The sequence below is a fragment of the Halioglobus sp. Uisw_031 genome (genome assembly GCF_047729875.1).
Taxonomy (GTDB): Bacteria; Pseudomonadota; Gammaproteobacteria; order Pseudomonadales; family Halieaceae; genus Marimicrobium.
This window is the reverse complement of sequence record NZ_CP159826.1, coordinates 1,271,273-1,289,315: the sequence shown is the minus strand read 5'-3', so window position 1 is coordinate 1,289,315 and position 18,043 is coordinate 1,271,273. Positions and strand designations below refer to the sequence as shown.

Here is an 18,043-nt window from a genome sequence, read left to right as displayed (position 1 = left end):
TTTCTATTTCCCTTAAAACTGCTCAAGAAAACGCAAGTCATTGTCAAAAAACAGGCGCAGGTCGTTAACGCCGTAGCGCAACATGGCGAGACGCTCAACGCCCATACCAAACGCGAAGCCTGAATATTTTTCTGTATCAATGCCTGCAGCCTCGAAGACTTTTGGATGCACCATGCCGCAACCCATAACCTCTAACCATCCCGTTTGACTACAGACTCGGCAGCCCTTCCCTCCGCAGTTGACGCACTGAATGTCCACTTCCGCAGATGGCTCGGTAAAGGGGAAATAGGAGGGTCTGAAACGCACCTCCAGATCGCGTTCAAAAAATACGCGCAAGAAATCTTCTATCAGGCCTTTCAGATCAGAAAAACTGGAGTGTTCGTCAATCAGTAGGCCTTCAACCTGGTGAAACATGGGTGTATGCGTCAAGTCTGAATCGCAGCGGTAGACCCGCCCAGGACAAATAATCCGCAGTGGCGGCTCCTGACTTTCCATTACCCGTACCTGCACCGGCGAGGTATGTGTGCGCAGCACCGTGTGTTCATCTACGTAAAAGGTATCGTGCATGGCTCTGGCGGGATGATGAGCAGGAATGTTGAGTGCTTCAAAATTATGATAATCGTCCTCTATCTCTGGACCTTCCACTACATCGAAACCAATGGCCGAGAAAAAGTCCTCCATCCGCTCGATCGTCTGAGTCACAGGATGCACACCGCCAATCGTTTTAGCGCGACCGGGCATTGTTACATCGATGGACTCCTGCTCCAGCTTCGCCTTAACGGCAGTAGCATCCAGAGCTGTCTTGCGCTCACCAATCAGCTCCTGCAGTTCCTGCTTAACCACGTTTATCAATGCGCCAGCCCTAGGACGATCTTCGGGGGCCAGGTTACTCAGGCCTTTAAGTAAGCCTGTAAGCTGGCCCTTTTTGCCCAGATAATCGACACGCAATTGTTCAAGCGTGGCGCTATCTTGCGCTGCGGCAATAGCAGACCTGGCTTGGTTGGCGATTGGTTCGAGGTTTTCCATTTAGGTTTTTCTCAGGTCTAATTTGAGTATTAGGCAGTCTGTCACTGTCCATCCGCTCCGTAAGTGTTTCAAACTGTGCGTTAGCCCAGTGTACGCGCTTAAAGGTCCGACATGGACAGCCATCCTCAAACACGCACCTCTGGCAAAAATCCACCGCCCAATCAATAAAAAAAGGGAAAGAGCACCGCCCTTTCCCTTTCAGTCTTACCTGTAGCCAGCGAACCGCCCAAGCGGTGGGGTGGGCTTAGGCCAATGCGGCCTTCGCTTGCTCAACGATCGTCGAAAAAGCTGACTTATCGTGCACGGCTAGGTCCGCCAGTACGCGGCGATCCAATCCGATCTCAGCTTTTTTCAAACCATTGATCAAACGGCTATAGCTAAGGCCATTAGCACGAGACTGGGCATTGATACGCGTGATCCACAGAGCGCGAAACTGACGTTTACGCTGACGACGGTCACGGTAGGCATACTGGCCAGCCTTGGTAACAGCTTGTTTAGCGACCCGGAAAATACGGCTGCGTGCCCCGTAATATCCCTTGGCCTGTTTCAATACTTTCTTGTGACGCCGATGCGCCACTACACCTCGTTTTACGCGAGCCATAGTTGTTCTCCCTAATTATCCAATAGACTGATTACTTGGCACGCATCATACGATCAATAAGAACAACGTCGCTCTTATGGACCATAGAGGTACCGCGCAGCTGACGCTTACGTTTGGTAGTCATCTTGGTTAGGATGTGACTCTTATGGGCGCTCTTGCGCTTGTATCCACCGGCAGTTTTCTTAAACCGCTTGGCAGCCCCACTGTGAATTTTTGCTTTTGGCATAATCAAATACTCCGCATTTGAAAGTTAATATATAAAGAAACAAGGGCATTCACAGGCCGCTAGTTCTTCTTCTTGGGGGCAATAACCATAGTGAGTTGTCGGCCTTCCATTTTCGGGAATTGCTCGACAGCACCCAACTCGGCCAGATCAGCTTCTACTCGCTTGAGTAGCTCCATGCCAATTTCCTGGTGAGCCATTTCACGACCGCGAAACCGCAGCGTAACTTTGGCCTTATCGCCGTTTTCTAGGAAACGAATCAGGTTGCGTAGTTTTACCTGATAATCTCCATCTTCCGTCCCTGGACGAAACTTCATTTCTTTCACTTGTGTACGCTTCTGCTTCTTCTTCTGGGCAGCTTTTTGTTTCTTGATCTCAAACACAAACTTCCCGTAATCCATCAGCTTACACACTGCTGGATCGGAATCGGCAATCAGCACTAAATCCATGCTCGCCGCCTCGGCCGCTGCCAGTGCCTCTTTCAAGGACACGATTCCTACTTGCTCACCTTCGGCTCCAACCAGACGTAATGGGTCCGCCGTAATCTGGTCATTGATAATCGCCTTTTTACTGGCTCCTTTGCCGCTATCTTTCTTAATACTGATTCTCCATTGTAACGCGACCGCGAGATGCAACATCGTCGGTAAGGTGCGCAATAAACGCGTCGAGATCCATGGATCCCAAGTCCTCACCACGACGGGCACGCACGGCCACAGTCTGTGTTTCCACTTCTTTATCCCCTACCACCAACAGGTACGGAACCTTCTGAATTGTATGCTCGCGGATTTTAAAGCCGATTTTTTCATTTCTCAAGTCCGAAATGACCCTAAAACCCATGTTCTTCAAGGAATCTTCCACATTTTGGGTATATTCGGACTGTTTGTCCGTAATATTGAGCACAACGACCTGTGTGGGCGCCAGCCAGCTGGGGAAAGCGCCTTCGTAATGCTCAATCAAAATCCCGATGAATCGCTCGAATGAACCCAGCACGGCCCGGTGCAACATGACCGGCACCTGACGGCTACCGTCCTCTGATACGTACTGCGCATCGAGGCGTGCCGGCATCGAAAAGTCGACCTGAATCGTTCCCAACTGCCACACACGCCCGATACAATCTTTCAGGGAAAATTCAATTTTTGGACCATAGAACGCGCCCTCCCCCGGCAGCTCCTGCCAGGGAAGATTCTGCGCATCGAGCGCATCGGCCAGCGCTTTTTCCGACCGATCCCAGTCAGCATCCGTACCCACTCGTTGCTCGGGACGCGTAGATAACCGGTAGATCACCTCGCTAAAACCAAAGTCCTCGTAGACGGCATGCAGTAAATCAATAAAGGATGAAACCTCGGGCTGAATTTGTTCCTCTGTGCAAAAAATATGCGCATCATCTTGCACAAACCCGCGCACTCGCATAATCCCGTGGAGAGAACCCGACGGCTCATTTCGATGACAGGATCCGAACTCCGCCAATCGAAGGGGTAAATCGCGATAGGACTTCAGACCCTGGTTGAACACCTGCACATGGCAGGGACAGTTCATAGGTTTTACCGCAAAGTCCCGATCCTCAGACTTGAGCATAAACATATCATCACTGAACTTTTCCGCATGCCCGGATTTCTCCCACAACGAAAGGTCCACTAACTGAGGGGTCCTGATCTCCTGATAACCGTTTTCTTGCTGAGCCTTTCGCATGTACTGCTCAATAGTCTGATAGATGCTCCATCCGGCCGGGTGCCAAAACACCATGCCCGGTGCTTCTTCCTGTGTATGAAATAAACCGAGCTTCTTGGCAATTTTTCGGTGATCACGTTTTTCAGCTTCTTGTATGCGGCTCAGGTATTGCTTGAGCTGCTTTTTGCTGGCCCAGGCGGTGCCGTAAATTCGCTGCAACATTTCGTTGTTTGAATCGCCGCGCCAGTAAGCTCCTGCGACTTTGGTCAACTTAAAGGCTTTTAACTTTCCGGTGCTAGGCACATGAGGACCGCGGCAGAGATCACCCCAAGCACCTTGCGTGTACAACGAAATCTCTTCGCCTTCAGGCAGCGCCTCGATGATCTGGACTTTGTAGTTCTCGCCCATATTACGGAATGTTTCTATGGCCTTTTCCCGGCTCATCACCACTCGCTGCACAGGTAGATCGCGCGCTGCGAGTTCTTCCATACGTTGTTCGATGTTTTCTAGGTCTGGGGGTGTAAATTTGTGCCCGGTGGCAAAATCATAGTAGAAGCCGTCGTCTATCACCGGACCGATAGTGACCTGTACCCCAGGAAAGAGCTCCTGCACCGCCATTGCCAACAAATGCGCGGTAGAGTGTCGGATGATCTCCAGACCCGCGTCATCCTGATCGGTGATGATCGCAATCGAGGCATCGCCCTCTAAGACGTAAGAGGTATCCACCTCTTGGCCATCCACGATGCCACCTAGGGCGGCTTTAGCCAATCCCGGGCCGATATCGACCGCGACATCGTGCACCGATATCGGATGATCGAACGTTCGTTGGCTGCCGTCAGGCAAAGTAATAACAGGCATTGCTGTTCCTTGTTCAGTGGTGGCCCCTACCAAAGGTCACTTGATTCTTCTTAACTTACTCATTTCATTCACTATAATCCGCCCTGCGATACTGCCGGCCAAATTATTTATGTCAGGATGCACCCCGAATTCGGGGCAGGTATAGTGCCCGATTGAGTGATAAATTGCTATAGCCGATGGAATCGAGCCCTTGTCGCTAACTGACAAAGGCCAGCTGCTTGATTTCCGCCAGCTGATCCCGCATCGCCGCCGCATCCTCGAATTCCAGGTTTTTTGCGTGCTCATGCATTTGCGCTTCCAATTGCTTGAGTTTGCGCGCAAGCGCCGCAGGCGCAAGTTTGGCGACATCGGCACTATACGCTGCCCTAGATTCCGCCACTTTTTTGGCTTTATCCTTGCCGCGAGTCGGCATAAGCCGGGAACCTTCCATAATATCCTGCACCGATTTCTCGATGCCAATAGGCGTAATATTATTCGCCTTGTTGTGTGCGAGCTGCAGATCCCGCCGGCGGTCGGTTTCCTTGATAGCGCGCTCCATGGACCCCGTCATCCTGTCTGCATAGAGAATCGCCCTGCCGTTAATATGCCGCGCCGCACGTCCCATAGTCTGGATCAGAGACCGTTCAGAGCGCAGGAAACCCTCTTTATCGGCATCAAGAATGGTAACCAATGACACCTCGGGCATATCCAGCCCCTCACGCAACAGATTGATCCCCACTAATACGTCAAACACCCCCAGACGTAAATCACGAATAATTTCCACACGCTCTACGGTCTCGATATCTGAATGCAGGTAGCGCACTCGCACGCCGTGTTCACCCAGATACTCGGTAAGGTCTTCCGACATGCGTTTAGTGAGCGTTGTCACTAACACCCGCTCGCCGCGTTCTGCTACCAGGCGTATCTCGCCCAACAAATCATCGACTTGAGTTGTTGCAGGGCGAATCTCTATTGAAGGATCTACCAGGCCAGTGGGGCGCACCACCTGCTCGACTATTTGTCCCGCCTTATCCGCTTCATAGGGTCCAGGTGTGGCCGACACAAAGACTAGCTGCGACACCAGCGCTTCCCATTCGTCAAAGCGCAGGGGACGGTTGTCCAACGCGGATGGCAGACGAAAACCGTATTCCACCAACGTTTCCTTGCGTGAGCGATCACCTTTATACATCGCGCCGATCTGGGGAATACTGGCGTGAGACTCATCGACGATCACCAGCGCATTGTCGGGCAGGTATTCGAACAAGGTGGGCGGAGCCTGCCCCTGCGCGCGACCCGACAGGTAACGAGAGTAGTTTTCGATACCGGTGCAGTAACCGAGCTCACGGATCATTTCCACATCGTAGCGCGTGCGCTGTTCAATGCGCTGCGCCTCCACCAGCTTGCCGTTGTCCCTGAGCTGTTTTAGACGCTGCCCCAGTTCTTCTTCAATATGCACCACAGCATCAAGCATAACGTCCCTAGGCGTCACGTAGTGGCTCTTGGGGTAGATCGTCACCCGAGGGACTTTGCTGTCAACGACCCCCGTGAGCGGGTCAAACCAGCTTATATTCTCGACTTCCCGGTCATACAATTCGATACGGACCGCATTGCGCTCTGAGTCTGCTGGAAATACGTCGATGACGTCGCCCCGCACCCGATAGGTACCACGGCGAAAGTCCACATCGTTACGTGTGTACTGCAAGTCCGCCAATTGGCGAAGGATCTCCCGCTGATCGACGATCTCGCCCCGGGACAAATGAATCAGCATTTTAAAGTAGGATTTAGGGTCACCCAAGCCGTAAATGGCAGAGACAGTCGCCACGACCAGACAATCGCTGCGCTCCAGTAGGGCCTTGGTCGCCGACAAACGCATCTGTTCGATATGCTCGTTAACCGAGGCATCCTTCTCTATAAAGGTGTCGGACGATGGGACATACGCTTCAGGCTGGTAGTAATCGTAATAAGAAACGAAGTACTCCACCGCGTTATGCGGGAAGAACTCCTTAAATTCACCGTAGAGCTGCGCTGCCAAGGTCTTATTGTGAGCCATCACAATGGTTGGGCGCTGCAACTGCTCCACCACATGAGCCATGGTGAAGGTTTTTCCTGACCCGGTAACACCCAGCAGGGTCTGTGCCGCAAGGCCCGCCCGAGCCCCTTCTACCAACTGCCGGATAGCCTCTGGCTGATCCCCTGCGGGCTGAAAGTGGGATTCAACCTTGAAGCGCCTTGACACGTGATTATTTACCTGAGGAAGAGAAAAAGGGCGCGTATTATCATCTAGATAGCAGCGAATTGCAGCCGTTATTCGACAGCACCCTACATTCCGGAATTAGCAGTTGACCGAGTCCCTGTGCATCATTATCATACGCGACCTCAAGGTAAAGCCATTCCGCCTTAGCTCAGTTGGTAGAGCAATTGACTGTTAATCAATGGGTCGCTGGTTCGAGCCCAGCAGGCGGAGCCATTTTAAGTACGAATAGAAAAGGGTTGCAGAGATGCGGCCCTTTTTTATTGGTCTAAAAAAGCTGTGTCACCCGCTATGTCATCAATGATGATTAGCGCCATTCTTCGGTAAAGGAGGATCAACATTGAGTACTCGCTAATCCAGCATGAGCACTCAATACCCTGCCCCTGCAAACCGTTTAACCGGACTCCCACGAACACCTCAAAACGTTTGTCCGTGCTCCTCCCTATATCCCGACCTAGATGACAGCAGCTAACACGTTAACCCCTCTTGATCTGCATAGATCTTTCCCGAGTTTTTTATCTGCTTCTACTTTCGCGCCAAGAACTGCTGAGGCAGTGGAGTTCGGCGTAGGACATGTCAGCTGTCGAGGGGCCTGATCACACCCATGGCGCCGCGCCCGAGCACGTGTGTGTATATTTCTGTGGTGCGCACATCGCTGTGGCCAAGCAGCTTCTGGATGGTACGTATGTCGTAGCCCTGTTGCAGCAGGCGAGTGGCAAAGCTGTGCCGGAACGTGTGGCAGCGTACCGGTTTAGTGATATTGGCCTCGCGCCGGGCGCGCCCGATAGATTTTCGCAGGGTGGTGTTATGCAAATGGTGACGTCGCAACTCTCCACTGCGTGGGTCTCGCCCGATACTTGTTGCGGGGAACAGGAACTGCCAGCCCAGTTCACTGGCGGCGCGAGGATACTTTCTGGCCAGAGCGTAGGGCATGTAGACCTCGCCATAACCGTCGCGCAGGTCTTGCTGATGCAGTAGCGCAGTGCTTTTTACTTAAGCCTGCAGAGGATGTATCAGGCTTTGTGGCAGCAGCGTAACGCGGTCTTTGTCACCTTTCCCCGAGCGCACTGTGATGGTAGACAACGCGAAGTCCAGATCCTTAATGCGCAGGGAGAGTAATTCGTTCAAACGCAGACCGGCGCCATACAGTATTTCTACCATCAGCCGGTGCTTGCCCTGCATTTGCTCAAGAACACTGTTTACTTCTGAATGCGTGAGTACGACAGGGAGACGTCGCCGTTGGCGTGATTTCTCAAAATTCAGCGCTTCCAGCTCGATTTGCAGATACTTGCGATACAAGTAAATGAGAGCATTCAGGGCAATACGCTGGGTAGCCGGTGAACAGTGCCGGTCGTTCCCCAGGAAGCTTAGGAACTGATTAATGTGCTGCGCTCCCATTGTTGTGGGGTGCTGCCTTTTATGAAAAAAAATAAAGCGCTTTATCCAGTGGATATAGGTTTTTTCTGTTTGATAGGCGTACCCCTTGTCTCGCATATCCCGTTGCACACAATGGATAAAACGAGGAGATTCAGAGGGAACTGCCGGGCGAATATCGTCCATACTACGCACCTGAGTAATACTGTATATATATACAGTAACAAATAGTCTCAAAAGTTCAAGGCGGTTTTTCAACGGAATTCTTGGCCGCGTAAAAACAACGGCAGCTAACGAAATGATTTATAACGTTTAAGTCAAAATCAGCACAAAGTGCACTGACCGAAAATGGTGAGTTTCTCCTTCCAAAAACTCCGTGTATCTGCGGTTCCAGAATGTGTGTGATCCATAATCGGTTGTTATCAGTGGGATACTGGTCTTAAATGAAGCCATGACAATATATTTACATGGAATTGGGCTATCTGAACGATTCCGTATACTTAACTGTTAGGTGGGCTAGTCCAATGGAGTCACGAGAAGTAGGCATCGACGACTTTGAAGAAATATTGAAATTATATCGCCAGCTTCAGCCAGGCGACCCGATTCTTGGCGATGGAAGAGATAGAGCAGTATTTCGCGAAATCCTCGCCAACGATATGCTTAAGCTCTTCGTCCTCGAAAATGAGGGAAATATCGTCTCCTCCATTTATCTAAATATCATTCCCAATATCACGCGGTCGGCTAGTCCTTACGCAGTGATCGAAAACGTAGTGACTGTAGAGCATGAGCGAGGCAAGGGATTCGGAAAGGCCCTAATGCTTAACGTCCTATCTTATGCATGGTCTGTTGGTTGCTATAAGGCTATGCTATTAACTGGCTCAAGCAAGGAGGTTACCCATGCATATTATCGATCATGCGGCTTCGTCGGTAACGTCAAAACTGGCTACATCGCAAAGCCCACCTAACAAGTACGGGCTGCTGGGACTGCCTAACGGCAGCCCCAGCCGCGAGCGTTATGTTTCCTGAGTGCTAGCGATGGTTTCGAAGGCAAAACTATATTCACAGTTGGATCGACTAGAGGACGAGCTACGGGAGCGACTCATTCCGCATTTAGAACGGGCCGCGAAAGGCGAGAATGATAAGGTCTTTTGCGTATCTGAATTCAACCCTTTTCCGGAGCTCCGATTTAGAGCCGATCCTGAAACAGAAGAGCTAGTTCTGCTAGGTAGGCAAATTCTCTCCATGAGAGATAAACTGGGCGAAAGCTCAGATGGAGTCATAGCTGAGAGAATCTGCTGGTACTGCCGAAAGTGGGGTGACGTGGCAGACAGTCGCCGCAGCGCTGCAACAGGGTTAGCCAAAGCGTTTCTGGAGGAGGTTCGTAGTGCAGAAACATAACAAGTCAAGGCAGCAAGGGCGCTTCGCGCCGGGACCGCTTTACAGCGGCCCCTGCTTGAAGCGTTATGTTTCTTTAGGATATTGAATGGTGCTCATTAAAAAAATTGATCATGTTCAACTGGCTATGCCTTCGGGAAAAGAAGATTCTGCCCGAGAGTTTTATAATGGTATTCTCGGCATTCCCGAAGTTAAAAAACCAATGGAGTTAGCAAAGCGCGGCGGCGTCTGGTTTGAGTCCGATTCTATAAAAATACATTTGGGTGTTGATAAAGATTTTATACCAGCGACAAAGGCTCATCCTGGACTAGAGGTGGGTAGCGTAGAAGTTTTATCGGAAATACTCAGCAAACATGGTTATGGTATTACGCAAGATCATTCTATATCGGATTGTATACGTATTTTTGTAAACGACCCTTTCGGGAACAGATTGGAATTTTTGGAATGGAGCACCTAATAAAATATAACAAACTGTCGGAGTAGCGGAGCTGGTGATTTCCTGTGACCAGGCTGCCCTAAATCGGGTCAGCCACATTTAATGGGGTCACTTTTCGGCGTTAGCGCAGTAGCCTCCTTGTACTATTCCATTTTTCACCAGTGCGCGCTTCTGGCACAAGGCGGACCAAGGGGTTAGAGTAATGCACCATAACAAGGCAAGGCAGCAAGGGCGCTTCGCGCCGGGACCGCTTGAAGCGTTATGCGGCATTGACTCACGTTGCGCAACGCGCTACACTCTATGGATGATCAAATCATTCCGGTACGAAGGCCTCGAGAAGTTCTACTCCAAAGGGTCTAAGTCTGGAATCCAGGCCAAGCACGCTAAAAAGCTTCGCATGCAACTGGCCGCTCTTGATTCGGCTCAGGCTATCGAGGATCTCGATATTCCTGGTTACCGCCTTCACCCATTGAAGGGAAATCGAGAAGGGGTTTGGTCCGTCACTGTTTCTGCGAACTGGCGTTTAACTTTCCAGTTCACTGACGGGAATGTGTATGTACTAGATTACGAGGACTACCACTGATGGCTATGCATAATCCCCCCCATCCTGGCGAATTTATTCTTGCAACGTATATGGAGCCTTTTGGCCTTAGTTGCCGGTACCTGTCGGAACAGCTAGACGTTGCCGCATCTACTCTGAATCGTGTCCTAAAAGGGCAAAGTGGGGTAAGTCCAGAAATGGCCTTGCGGCTCTCCAAAGCTTTAGGCAGGTCACCGGAGAGTTGGCTAGCAATGCAGCATGCCCATGACTTATGGGTTGCACGCAAGACTCTCAGTCTATCCAGGGTATCCAAGGTCGAGCTAGATGCCGCATAACAAGAACCGGCAATACGCCCCTACGGGGCCGGACGCCAAAACCGCTGCGCGGTTTCGCCGCTGCTGCGGCAGGCGTTATGTGTTATAGATTGCTCCGAATTTGATGCACCACAGACGGATGGCTTCACGGCTGACGGTGATGCCTCGCTCAGCTAGCAGATTTTCGATATCCCGGTGGCTGAGATTGAAACGATAGTAGAGCCAGACGGCGTAACTGATGATATCGGGTGGGAATCGGTGGCGTTTATACGTATTCATCCTGGCGCCGAACCATCGCTGGCGCGGACTGGTCACTCCGGCAAAACGAGGCAAAGGTGCAATGCGCCCTGTCGATAGTGACGTCGTCTCATCGATCCAGCGTCATGCGGCTATGACCTGGGTCCAGCGACTCAAGCGAGTATTCAATATCGACATTGAAGTCTGCAGCCGCTGCGGCGGATCTGTCAGAGTCATCGCTTGCATTGAGGACCAGGACGTCATCGACCGGATCTTGGCCCATCTTCGCGAGACAGAAAAGGAAGCCCCTGCCCGGCCCCTTCTGGTACCGCCAACCAGGGCGCCACCTGCCACGCTGTCTCTTTTCGCCGGGACGGAGTTTCATCAGCAGGGACGCCACTGAAAACCCCATGGCACGGACTGCTAGGGGTTCTCGCTCAGGAATGGACGAATATGAATTGCACGGTCACCTCAGCGAACAACTTTTCAGGGCAGTAGGCGGGTATGTCGCGAATTTCTCCCGTTCAGTTAGGGGCATCAGTCAGCAAATCTACTACCAACAGGCCATTTATTTGTCCTATACTTACGTAAATTTGATACGAATGGCAAATTCGATGATGCTAAGAACATTGAAATTAAAAATTATGCATATAAAGATAGTAGAGGTGTAGCGGATTATGTAATGTAATGAATATTGATGAATTTTTACATCATCCAAACTCGCCTGATATATTGAATGAATATAAAAAACTTGGAATCACTTATCCAAAAGTGCATGGGTATAATATGTTTTCATATTACTTTCCCAGAACAAAGAAACAAATTTATTCTCAAATACAATCTGGTGAACATCATTTAGGCTATAGTAAAAGATGTATTTTTGATCCAGAGATTGATATTAACTATGCTTGGGGTGCACATAGTGGTAAACCCATTGGGGTAATAAAGGAAAGCAAACATGCAGACTTTAAACTGTTTCATTATCATGATATAGGAATTCTGCATAATATAAAAAAACATGGCAAAACTAAAAAAAGAATGCCAGATATCAAGTTAACCGGAGGTAAGGGTAAACATTATCGTTGGGGTAAGTTGAGGATATTGTTTAAGTTTGCAAATATGCACGCTGATACGAGAAATGTATTCACGGGGAATAAAAGCTTTTCGACAAAACTGGCTAGGCTATACATAAAGCTATATGGGTATATTAAAAGTAAACCAGTTTCAGATTATCGTATGAAAAAATAAAAAGATAGGTGTTGTTGTCGGTGTTTTGTACCCTTTTATGAGATCGTGGACACTTGGTTAAGTCATTGATAAAGAACAATGACAGGAGATAGAATTATGGGTGTTAAATGACGGAGAAAATACAATTCAGAGCAAAACGTAATGAGGTTTTCTGACTGAAGAACAAGGCAGAACAGTGTGTTCGTCAAGTCGAAATAAATACTATAACAAAAAAGCCGACTAAAAATAACAGGATAGGTTGAAACATAATATGTCTTTAATCCCAGCTTCACTATTTACCAGAATACGAAATAGCATTACACGGAGAGGTAGTTCAGGAGAAAAAGTATTTTTTATGCACCTACCTAAAACAGGTGGAACTTCAATTGATGCAGCACTGCGTGCAAACTATCAGTCTTTAAACTTACGGAATGACAAGATATTGATGCACCGCCATGATTCTATCGCTGCAGCGAAAATGGTATCAGTAATGCACGGATATGATTACGAAAGAGGAGAAGGAGATGACAGCAATGTGCTCCGGTACGGTGTTGAACATTTGGCATACCTGATGAGTTTGCCGCGGACTCGATATATATCGGGCCATATGGTCTTCGATAAATCGATGTATGATTCTTTCAAGAATGAATTCAAGTTCATTACGGTTTTGAGAGATCCCGTCCAGCGTCTGCTTTCCTTCTACTACTATATTAGGTATAGAAACAACAACAGAGGAAGGTTCAATATTGATACGAGCTTAGCAGAGTTTTTATCCAGTGATCTTGGTAAGGCCCAAGGTTTTGAATACGTGAAATACTACGGTGGAATAAAGGCCAATCAAGAGATGTACCAAACCGACGAGGCAGTAGCCTCTGCGATAAAGAATGTGGATAGTTTTGATGTTGTGGGCTTACTTGAGAACTTGGGCCAGTTAAAGTCCGACATTAAGAGGGAGTTTAATATGTCGTTAGATATAAAATATAAGAAAACAAGTCCAGCTCCCAAGGGTAGTAGAGAACGAGAACTCTCTTCAGAAGAGAGGCACATGATTAAGGACGTATGTAAATGGGATTATCAAGTATATGCGCATGCACGAACAATGGTGCAGGGTAGGAAGGTTAAATCATCCTGTGGATGATTGGGGCTTCATCTCCAAATGCTGACATATGTATAGACCTTGACAAGGATGACTTGCCGTTTGAAGATAACAGTGTTAATTTAATATTTGCTTATCACACATCGGAACATGTAAAGGATTATTTATCCGTATTGGCCAAGATACACAGAGTCCTTAAACACGGAGGGAGATTATTACTAGGACTGCCGTACATGACAGAAACCAAGTACTGCCTATCTAACCCATAGCATTTGCACAATTTCAATGAATATTCTTTCGATTACTTTGAACCCAAGAGATTGAAAGGGTCTGCTTCTGAAAATAATCAAATTATTTTCAGAAAAATTTTCCATCGATATCATTATATTGGGAGATACTCCAGGGTTCCAGAACCTTTTCGTTCATGGTGTCAGAACCATTTGTTCAATGTTGTGAGAAAAATAGATTTTGGTCTTATTGCAATAAAAAACCCATCAGAACAAATACAGGCTAGTAAGGAAACACGAGAAGATATGTTAAAGCAGTTTGATAGTTTATATAAATCTCGGATTGAATTTTAAAATGTCTAGATCGGCACGTAACAAATTGCGAGGAAAGATAGGCGGTACAAAACATAATTAGTGTCAACATTATTGAAAGTTAATCAATATGGAATACTTGAAATTTGATGTAATCAAAAATGGAATATTCGTACCTGAAGGATTTGTCAGCAAGCAAGACATTGTTTACGATGATAACTTTGAAATAGTTCTAGACTCATGTGTTCTTAGGGGAAACAATAAATCCGAGAATGTCACAAACCCACCCCAACATCTTCCTTACGAAATAACAAAAGATATTGAATCAATAGATGGCCGACTCTTGTTTATGGGTCAGTTCATTCGTGAGCATTATGGCCATTTCTTAACAGAAGGTGTGTCACGATACTGGTACTTGCTAGATAATCCAGTTAAGGACTGGAAAATACCAACATCGAAAAACCCCTTTGGAATAAAAAAACGGCTCAAGAACATTGTTAACCCAAGTGCATCCTATTGGAAAAAAGCAATGCTCACTTTCAATATCAATTCTAACGATATTCTATGTGTTAAAAAACCTATTAGGGCTGATGAAATTATTGTTCCTCAGTGCTCAATGTATAACAGATATAAAATTTACCAGAAACACCTAGATGTAACGAGAAGGTTAGCTAGAAATATAATTGGTACTACAAAAATAAAAAAAGACAAAACCCCTGTTTATTTGTCAAGAACAAAACTCAATAAAAGTATGAGAAGTTACCTTGGAGAAGAGCCCATTGAAGAATTTTGTGAAAATATGGGTTGCAAGATAGTATACTCTGAGCGCTTATCATTAAAGGAACAGGTTATTCTTTTTAACAAACATGACGTCTTTATTGGATGTGTAGGCTCAGCATTCCACTCTATACTATTTAGATTTGTGGAAATGTCAGCAATCAATATCTATTTGACAACCGAATCAACCAATTCAAACTATGAAATGATTGATTCTCTTATGCAGAATGAATCACATTATATTAGTTGCATAATACCTGCATCAGATAAAATAAAAACACATCTTTTAGATTCACAAAAAGCTATATCAGAATTAGATGATATTTTGAGAGACCTCAAACAAACACGATAAATAAGATACATATCTGCGTATTGATGCGGAGCCACTGGTCTGGCAGTAAAGAGGGAGCAGAGCTACAGGCCAGATACATCATGGATTATCTAAAGGGAAAGGATGATATCTAGATCTCATATGTTTGTCGTAATGTGGGACAAAATAGCGATCATAACTATATCCACCAGCTACCCAAGAATATTCTGTCTAATTATTTCAATTTTACTGATCGAAACAATATCTTAAGAATTCTAGATGAAATACAACCAGACTATATTTATCAACGAGTATTGTCTTCCTACACCGGTATCGTAGCAAAATATTGTGAGGCAAGACGCTGCAAATTGTTATTTCACATTGCAAATTCTCCAGATGTTGAACCACAGAAAACAAAGCTAAATAAATTTATTATTGGGAACATTTTAGAAACATATTACACGGAATATGGGATAAAAAATGCAGATCTAATTGTGGCACAAGCTGAATATCAAGATGAATTATTGCAGAAGCATTATGGCAAAAAATGCAACCTGATAATGCCCAATATCAGCCCTGACGTTTATATGCGAAGACCCAAAAGTATATCAAATAAAAAAAGGTTCTCTGGGTTGCTAATATCAAAGAGCAGAAAGGGCCGGACATATTCTTAAAACTTGCTAAAGAGTTTTCTAGTCACAAAAATATTGAGTTCCATATGGCCGGTAAAGTTTTGTCACGATACGGTGAAGAGATAAAAGCGAAGGCAGATAACGCGGAAAACTTGGTCTATCATGGCGAGTTGCCGTTGGATGAAATAAATAGATTAATGTCAAAAGCTCATCTTTTTGTAAATACAAGCAAGTATGAGGGCTTTCCGAATACATTCATACAAGCATGGATGAATAAGACTCCGGTACTTTCTCTCAATGTTGATCCAGACGACATTATTGAAAGAAATGGACTAGGGAAATTATGTGGTGATTTCAATACGCTAAAGGCGACTATCGAAAGAATGATTCAGAATGACTCAGACATACAAACAATTGGCGAGCAATGCCGCACCTTTGCGGTAGATTATTTTTCCCTACGGAACATTGAAACATTATACAAACTTATTTGTGTCGACTACAGCGGTGTCATAAATTGTGAAAAATGAATTAGTAAGCATAATAATTACGGCGTTTAATGAAGAAAAGTACATTGAAAGGGCGATCACCTCGGCTTTAAATCAATCGTACGATCGCATAGAGGTCATTGTCATTGATGACGGAAGCAACGACAAGACACTTTCCTCTACGGTACCTGTTTGCCGCCCACCCTCAGGCAATGGGCAAGGTGTTGGGTGCGAGCTATGCAATATTCAAGTCCCTGGGGACTCGTTGGCAGCAAGGCTTCGACACCCCTTTCGATATAGCCAGTATTTATGACTGCAGTCTATTAAATACGCTGGGTAAGCTGACGTGCTGTGCGGCGACCGATGGTAACCATGGCCAGGCCGTCGCCTGGATGTCAAACATATTGGGAATGCAGGCGATCATTTATGTACCGTCTTATAATGCAAAGAGCAGAATTGATAGCATTCTTCCCGCGCAGGCCGAGGTGGCTGTGATTGATGGTGAGTACGTTGATACGATGACCAGGGCCTCAAAAGCCGCGACCGAGGAGGGCTGGATTGCGATTGATGATCGTGCATATGGTAGCTAAACTACGGTTCCCACATGGGTACAGAAAGGCTATTCTACCCTTTTTCTGGAAGCTGAATGTGAAAAAGGTTTGCATAATAAACCCCCACTTCTATCACTTTGTCGTTGGCGGGGCCGAGGTTCAACTCTTTCTACTCAGTCAGCAAATGATAAGCGAGGGTATCGAAGTTCATTATGTCTGTGCCGATGTCGACTCAACTATCGAAATCAAGGGGGTCACTTTACATCCGTTCAAGGAGTCGGCAAACCAGCTATCGAAATCGATGCAGAGACTCACTGGTATCATCGATAGCATAAACCCCGATATCGTTTATCAACGCGGCAGAAAGCTGACCACATACTATGCAGGGAAGTGCTGTAGAGCGCGTAATATTCCTTTTGTGTTTTCAGTATCAATGGATATTGATTGTCGATATCTGAAGTCTGCTCCCAGGGTCTTTGAACAGGGCACTTTCTCCGCCAGGAATCTCATGAAATTCCTAATCAGGGCCAAGGAGGACTTCTATTCCCTGAAAGGGATGAAATTGGCCTCCAGAATAATTACACAGACCAAACGCCAGCAGGGTGCACTGAAAAAATCCCGGGGTCTGAACAGCAAGACAATCAGTAGCGGCCATATTGTTCCTACCGAAGAAAGCCTGGTAAAGACCGATCCACCCGTGGTTCTATGGCTGGCCAACCTGAAGGAGTGGAAGCGTCCTGAACTATTTATGCAAGTCGCCAATCAGCTCAAACATCTCGATTGCCAGTTTATTATGGCGGGAAGATTAGCAACAGAGTCTTATAGAAGCCAGATTGAAGAAACGAAAGCGAAGACGAAGATTTTCGACTATCTGGGCGCACAGACGTTCGAGGAAAGCAATGAACTCATATCCAGGGCCAGTGTATTTGTAAATACCAGCGCGGGTGATGAAGGTTTTCCGAATACATTTATTCAGGCCTGGCTTAGAGAAGTGCCCACGATCACCCTGGATTTTGATCCCGATGGAATAATTGCCGAGAACCAACTTGGCTACCATTCTGGAACCCTCCATCAGCTGGCGATCGACATTGAACATTTGGTAAAGAACTCTGTGGAGAGGCGTACCATGGGAGAAAGAGCGAGGGATTTTGCAGTCAGTCGTTTTTCTGCGGAATTTAATTTCGGCGAGGTTATCGAAACAGGCAGGTGCTTGGTACAAGATGGGAAATAGTACACTTCTAAAATCACGATCAATCGAAGCTACACTAAAGTGGCTTGGCAGATTACGCAGGTCTGAGGAATACCCGGTATTCGCGTTTTCGGCCAATTCGGACGCGACAATTTTCAGTACGTGTTTTGCGATCTTCAATCTGCACCTTTTTGGCAGGATTGACAGTCTCTCGCCTGCCGAAAAGTCCAGGTGGATTGGCCGTATCCAGGAATTCCAGAACGAAGAACACGGCTACTTCGAACCCTCCACGGTTTTTCATGAAGACGTCGAGAGAAACTGCTTCCAATTGACA

The 18,043-nt window shown here is 47.0% G+C and carries 19 protein-coding genes, 1 tRNA gene and 4 pseudogenes; 15 read left to right on the top strand and 9 right to left on the bottom strand.

All coding sequences use genetic code 11. The annotated features are described in order from the left end of the window. Positions 1 to 12: 12 nt before the first annotated feature. From pheS to uvrB, 6 genes are all read right to left on the bottom strand, one after another. Positions 13 to 1,026, bottom strand: a complete 1,014-nt coding sequence (gene pheS / locus ABXT62_RS05960; RefSeq protein WP_415357686.1) for a phenylalanine--tRNA ligase subunit alpha — start codon at positions 1,024 to 1,026, stop codon at positions 13 to 15. Between the two features lie 244 nt (positions 1,027 to 1,270). Further along, positions 1,271 to 1,627 carry a 50S ribosomal protein L20 gene (gene rplT, locus ABXT62_RS05955; protein ID WP_415357685.1) on the bottom strand — a complete coding sequence of 119 codons (357 nt, stop codon included), beginning with the start codon at positions 1,625 to 1,627 and terminating at the stop codon, positions 1,271 to 1,273. 31 nt (positions 1,628 to 1,658) lie between these two features. Further along, positions 1,659 to 1,853 carry a 50S ribosomal protein L35 gene (gene rpmI, locus ABXT62_RS05950; protein ID WP_415357684.1) on the bottom strand — a complete coding sequence of 65 codons (195 nt, stop codon included), beginning with the start codon at positions 1,851 to 1,853 and terminating at the stop codon, positions 1,659 to 1,661. Positions 1,854 to 1,912: 59 nt separating this feature from the next. Further along, positions 1,913 to 2,488 carry a translation initiation factor IF-3 gene (gene infC, locus ABXT62_RS05945; RefSeq protein ID WP_415357683.1) on the bottom strand — a complete coding sequence of 192 codons (576 nt, stop codon included), beginning with the start codon at positions 2,486 to 2,488 and terminating at the stop codon, positions 1,913 to 1,915. Beyond that, positions 2,445 to 4,376, bottom strand: a complete 1,932-nt coding sequence (thrS, locus tag ABXT62_RS05940) for a threonine--tRNA ligase (protein WP_415357682.1) — start codon at positions 4,374 to 4,376, stop codon at positions 2,445 to 2,447. Before thrS ends, infC begins: the two co-directional genes overlap by 44 nt. Before the next feature lie 196 nt (positions 4,377 to 4,572). Beyond that, positions 4,573 to 6,591 carry an excinuclease ABC subunit UvrB gene (gene uvrB / locus ABXT62_RS05935; protein WP_415357681.1) on the bottom strand — a complete coding sequence of 673 codons (2,019 nt, stop codon included), beginning with the start codon at positions 6,589 to 6,591 and terminating at the stop codon, positions 4,573 to 4,575. 155 nt (positions 6,592 to 6,746) lie between these two features. On the opposite strand from uvrB, the gene ABXT62_RS05930 reads away from it, so the two are divergent. After that, positions 6,747 to 6,822, top strand: a tRNA-Asn gene (locus ABXT62_RS05930). A 360-nt stretch (positions 6,823 to 7,182) separates the two neighbouring features. Here ABXT62_RS05930 and ABXT62_RS05925 read toward each other — a convergent pair. Further along, positions 7,183 to 8,100 (bottom strand): annotated as a pseudogene (locus ABXT62_RS05925) (integron integrase). A gap of 404 nt (positions 8,101 to 8,504) precedes the next feature. Here ABXT62_RS05925 and ABXT62_RS05920 point away from each other — a divergent pair. The 5 genes from ABXT62_RS05920 to ABXT62_RS05900 all read left to right on the top strand — a co-directional run bounded on the left by ABXT62_RS05920 (position 8,505) and on the right by ABXT62_RS05900 (position 10,687). Next, entirely contained in the window at positions 8,505 to 8,945 is a 441-nt protein-coding gene (locus ABXT62_RS05920; protein WP_415357680.1) for a GNAT family N-acetyltransferase, read from the top strand. Positions 8,946 to 9,222: 277 nt separating this feature from the next. Further along, positions 9,223 to 9,378 (top strand): hypothetical protein, encoded by a 156-nt coding sequence (locus tag ABXT62_RS05915; protein WP_415357679.1) that lies wholly within the window; start codon positions 9,223 to 9,225, stop codon positions 9,376 to 9,378. Between the two features lie 85 nt (positions 9,379 to 9,463). Continuing rightward, complete coding sequence (locus ABXT62_RS05910) at positions 9,464 to 9,832, top strand: VOC family protein (RefSeq protein ID WP_415357678.1); 369 nt, start codon at positions 9,464 to 9,466, stop codon at positions 9,830 to 9,832. A gap of 181 nt (positions 9,833 to 10,013) precedes the next feature. Next, positions 10,014 to 10,394 (top strand): type II toxin-antitoxin system RelE/ParE family toxin, encoded by a 381-nt coding sequence (locus ABXT62_RS05905; protein ID WP_415357677.1) that lies wholly within the window; start codon positions 10,014 to 10,016, stop codon positions 10,392 to 10,394. Continuing rightward, positions 10,394 to 10,687 carry a HigA family addiction module antitoxin gene (locus ABXT62_RS05900; RefSeq protein WP_415357676.1) on the top strand — a complete coding sequence of 98 codons (294 nt, stop codon included), beginning with the start codon at positions 10,394 to 10,396 and terminating at the stop codon, positions 10,685 to 10,687. The genes ABXT62_RS05905 and ABXT62_RS05900 overlap by 1 nt, the downstream gene beginning before the upstream one ends. A 93-nt stretch (positions 10,688 to 10,780) precedes the next feature. Here ABXT62_RS05900 and ABXT62_RS05895 read toward each other — a convergent pair. Then, positions 10,781 to 10,945: pseudogene (locus tag ABXT62_RS05895) on the bottom strand (IS6 family transposase); the annotation flags it as partial. 61 nt (positions 10,946 to 11,006) lie between these two features. Here ABXT62_RS05895 and ABXT62_RS05890 point away from each other — a divergent pair. The 9 genes and pseudogenes from ABXT62_RS05890 to ABXT62_RS05850 all read left to right on the top strand — a co-directional run bounded on the left by ABXT62_RS05890 (position 11,007) and on the right by ABXT62_RS05850 (position 17,751). Further along, positions 11,007 to 11,306, top strand: coding sequence for a hypothetical protein (locus ABXT62_RS05890; RefSeq protein ID WP_415357675.1), 300 nt, complete (start codon positions 11,007 to 11,009; stop codon positions 11,304 to 11,306). A gap of 284 nt (positions 11,307 to 11,590) precedes the next feature. Then, complete coding sequence (locus tag ABXT62_RS05885) at positions 11,591 to 12,151, top strand: hypothetical protein (RefSeq protein ID WP_415357674.1); 561 nt, start codon at positions 11,591 to 11,593, stop codon at positions 12,149 to 12,151. Between the two features lie 250 nt (positions 12,152 to 12,401). Next, positions 12,402 to 13,268, top strand: coding sequence for a sulfotransferase family 2 domain-containing protein (locus ABXT62_RS05880; RefSeq protein WP_415357673.1), 867 nt, complete (start codon positions 12,402 to 12,404; stop codon positions 13,266 to 13,268). Then, the gene (locus ABXT62_RS05875; RefSeq protein ID WP_415357672.1) at positions 13,265 to 13,495 is read left to right on the top strand and encodes a methyltransferase domain-containing protein; all 231 of its coding nucleotides are present in this window, start codon (positions 13,265 to 13,267) and stop codon (positions 13,493 to 13,495) included. The genes ABXT62_RS05880 and ABXT62_RS05875 overlap by 4 nt, the downstream gene beginning before the upstream one ends. A gap of 400 nt (positions 13,496 to 13,895) precedes the next feature. Next, a complete protein-coding gene (locus ABXT62_RS05870) occupies positions 13,896 to 14,894 on the top strand; it encodes a glycosyltransferase family 61 protein (RefSeq protein WP_415357671.1) in 999 nt (332 codons plus the stop codon). Positions 14,895 to 15,480: 586 nt separating this feature from the next. Then, positions 15,481 to 16,011 (top strand): annotated as a pseudogene (locus tag ABXT62_RS05865) (glycosyltransferase family 4 protein); the annotation flags it as partial. Further along, positions 16,001 to 16,087: pseudogene (locus ABXT62_RS05860) on the top strand (glycosyltransferase); the annotation flags it as partial. The pseudogenes ABXT62_RS05865 and ABXT62_RS05860, both read left to right, overlap by 11 nt. A gap of 31 nt (positions 16,088 to 16,118) precedes the next feature. Further along, the gene (locus tag ABXT62_RS05855) at positions 16,119 to 16,559 is read left to right on the top strand and encodes a pyridoxal-phosphate dependent enzyme (protein ID WP_415357670.1); all 441 of its coding nucleotides are present in this window, start codon (positions 16,119 to 16,121) and stop codon (positions 16,557 to 16,559) included. A 58-nt stretch (positions 16,560 to 16,617) separates the two neighbouring features. Then, positions 16,618 to 17,751 (top strand): glycosyltransferase family 4 protein, encoded by a 1,134-nt coding sequence (locus ABXT62_RS05850; protein WP_415357669.1) that lies wholly within the window; start codon positions 16,618 to 16,620, stop codon positions 17,749 to 17,751. Between the two features lie 52 nt (positions 17,752 to 17,803). On the opposite strand, the gene ABXT62_RS05845 is transcribed toward ABXT62_RS05850, so the two are convergent. Then, a complete protein-coding gene (locus ABXT62_RS05845) occupies positions 17,804 to 18,010 on the bottom strand; it encodes a hypothetical protein (RefSeq protein ID WP_415357668.1) in 207 nt (68 codons plus the stop codon). Between the last annotated feature and the right edge of the window lie 33 nt (positions 18,011 to 18,043).